Raw genomic sequence first — 2782 nt, forward strand, 5'->3', positions numbered from 1 at the left:
GGTGAGGGTGGGGCGGTACTTCACGGCTTCGCGGGCCATCGGGCTCATCGAGGCGGCGTCGGCGGTGGAGAGGCCGGCGTACTCGTCGTCCTGGTAGCCGATGACGCGGGACGACCAGTCGTAGAGGAGGCGGCGGTCGGAGTCGGGGACGCCCATGATGTGGGCCAGCGTCCAGACGGGGAGGTCGGCCGCCAGTTCGACGAAGTCGGTGTCCTCGTTCAGGGCCGAGGTGATCAAGGTGCGGGCCCGGGCGCTGATCGTGTCCTCGAGGGCGCGGACGGCGCGGGGGGTGAAGGCGGCGGCGACGATGCGGCGCAGGCGGGAGTGGTCGGGTGGGTCCTGGTTGAGCATCATCGCGCGGACGAAGGCGAGGTCCTCGGGCGTGTCGGGGTCGCGGATCTGGGTGGCGCCGAGGTTCGAGGAGAACAGGTCCGGGGAGCGCAGGACGTGCTTGACGTCGGCGTGCCGGAAGACCGCCCAGTAGCCGGGGCCGGCCGGCCAGGGGCCGACGGCGGGTTCGGGGATCCAGGCGACCGGGGATTCGGCGCGCAGCTTCCCGAAGGTCTCGTACGGGACCCCGGTCGTGTAGGTCGACGGCAGGAAGATCTCCTCGTGCATGCCCTCAGCGTGCATCATGTCGGGTGTGACGGTGAAGGCTGAGGAGATTCTGCGCGACAATTTCGCGCCCTGGGTGCTCGACCTCGGGCTCGTCGTGGAGGAGGTGGGGAACGGGACGGCGGTGCTGCGGCTGCCGTGGTCCGACAGGTTGGCCCGGGAGGGCGGGGCGCTGTCCGGGCAGGCGTTGATGGCCGCTGCCGACACGGCGGTGGTCATTGCCGTTTCGGGGGCGAAGGGCGGGTTCGTCCCCATGACGACGGTGCAGTTGAGCACGTCGTTCCAGCGGCCCGTGGTCGGGAAGGACGTCCTGGTCGGGGTCGAGGTGACGAAGCTGGGGCGGACGCTGGCGTTCGCGGAGATCGACATGACGGTGGATTCGGCGACCGTCGCGCGGGCGAGCGCCGTTTACGCGATCATCGGGTGATATGAGGCGTACTGAGAAGGTCGTTGTTCCGGACGGTGAGTTCAGCCTGCACGTGTGGGCGCCGGAGGGCGGGGGCCCGGGCGTCCTGCTCGTGCAGGAGATCTTCGGGGTCGGCGAGTACATGGAGGCGGTCGCCGAGGATCTGGTGGCGCTCGGGTACGTCGTGGCGGCGCCCGACATGTTCTGGCGGATCGAGCCGGGGTGGGCGGTCCGGCACGACGAGGAGGCGCTTCCGCAGGGGGTGTCGATGGTGTCCCGGTTCGACTGGGACAAGGGGGTCGACGACGCGGCGGCGGCGCTGGCCGTCCTGAGGGGGCTGCCGGGCGTAGGGAAGGTCGGTGCGCTGGGCTTCTGCTTCGGCGGGACGCTCGCGTACCTGCTGGCCGCCCAGACCGAGCTCGATGCGCTGGTGTCGTTCTACGGTTCGGGTGTGCCGGGCGCCCTGGACAAGATCGACGCGGTTCGGGGGCCGGTCCAGTTCCACTTCGGCGGCGACGACCCCTATATCCCCAGGGAGGACGTCGCCAAGGTCGAGCAGGCGGTGGACGGACGGGACGGCATGGAGATCCACGTCCAGGAGGACGGCGGGCACGCGTTCCACAACCGGAAGGCCCCGATGTTCTACCAGCCGGAACCCGCAGAGCGAGCGTGGCACCTCACCGTGGACTTCCTGGGGCGCACCCTGTCGTAGTCAGGCTGGCTCCAAGGCGAGGTTGGCCAGCTCCTTGCGGGACGAGATGCCGAGCTTGGGATACGCCTTGTAGAGGTGGTATTCGACCGTGCGCGGGCTCAGGAAGAGCTGGGCGGCTATCTCGCGGCTGCTCGTTCCGGACGCCGCGAGGCGGACGACCTGGAGTTCTTGCGGGGTGAGACGGTCCAGGAGGTCCGGGGCCGTGGGGACGGCCGGTCCGGACTCACCGGTGGCCCGCAGTTCGGCGCGCGTGCGGTCCAGCCAGGGGGCGGCGCGGAGGCGCTCGAAGATCTCCGCCGCGGACCGGAGCGGTGTACGGGCGTCGGAGCGGCGGCGTGCCCGCCGTAGCCATTCGCCGTAGAGGAGTTCGGTGCGTGCCCGCTCGAACGGCCGCGTCGACCGCTCGTGTAGCTGGACGGCGCGTGCGTACGGTTCCTCGTCGTCCGTCAGCAGGGCTTTGCAGCGCAGGGACACGGCGAGAGCCCAGGTCTGTCCCCCTGCCTCGGCCCAGGTGCGGAAACGTGCGAACACCGTGCGGGCGAGGTCGAGCTGACCGGAACGCACGGCCGCCTCGACCTGGTCCGGGATGGCGGTGACGCTGGCTGCGCTGTGCCTCTGATGGCCGTTGGCCAGCTCTTCGAGGCGGCGTAGCGCGTCGTCGTAGCGGCCTAGGCCGAGGTCGAGCAGTGCGAGCGCGCTCGCGGCGAGACCGTCGCCCGGTGGGGGCGTCTTGGCGATCAGCTCCCGGAGCCGTGCCTCGTCGCCCTCGATCGCCGCCGGCCGGGCCAGGACGGCGCCGAGCCGTCCCTCGCGATGGGGGCGGCCGGTGTCGCGGGCCAGCGCGATCGCCTCGGCGACGGCGGCCTCCGCGTCCGCGTGCCGGCCGACCGCGATCTGCGCCTGCGCCAGCGTCTGCAGGACGTTCGGCAGCGCGCCGATCAGCCCATGGCGCCGGGAGTACGCCACCTCCGCGGCCGCCAGCTCCAGCGCCGCCTCGTCGGCCCCGATGATCAACGCCACCTGAGCACCCCGCACCCGGTCCCCCACGC

Annotated in this window: 3 protein-coding genes and 1 pseudogene; 2 read left to right on the top strand and 2 right to left on the bottom strand. The window is 71.5% G+C overall.

Annotated elements, in window-relative coordinates; translation table 11 throughout:
- A pseudogene (locus tag E1266_RS36670) lies at positions 1-636 on the bottom strand (cytochrome P450); the annotation flags it as partial.
- A gap of 7 nt (positions 637-643) precedes the next feature.
- Here E1266_RS36670 and E1266_RS36675 point away from each other — a divergent pair.
- Both E1266_RS36675 and E1266_RS36680 read left to right on the top strand, forming a co-directional pair.
- A complete protein-coding gene (locus E1266_RS36675) occupies positions 644-1042 on the top strand; it encodes a PaaI family thioesterase (protein WP_207946146.1) in 399 nt (132 codons plus the stop codon).
- Between the two features lies 1 nt (position 1043).
- Entirely contained in the window at positions 1044-1733 is a 690-nt protein-coding gene (locus E1266_RS36680; protein WP_132055115.1) for a dienelactone hydrolase family protein, read from the top strand.
- Here E1266_RS36680 and E1266_RS36685 read toward each other — a convergent pair.
- Positions 1734-2782: helix-turn-helix transcriptional regulator (locus tag E1266_RS36685; protein ID WP_132055117.1), on the bottom strand; the 1049-nt coding region annotated here is incomplete at its 5' end.

The organism is Actinomadura sp. 7K534 (assembly GCF_004348575.1).
Classification (GTDB): domain Bacteria; phylum Actinomycetota; class Actinomycetes; order Streptosporangiales; family Streptosporangiaceae; genus Spirillospora; species Spirillospora livida.

What these genes read in the sequence shown, in the direction of transcription:
- E1266_RS36680 (WP_132055115.1), top strand. Translation starts at nt 1,044, where the DNA reads ATGAGGCGTACTGAGAAGGTCGTTGTTCCGGACGGTGAGTTCAGCCTG.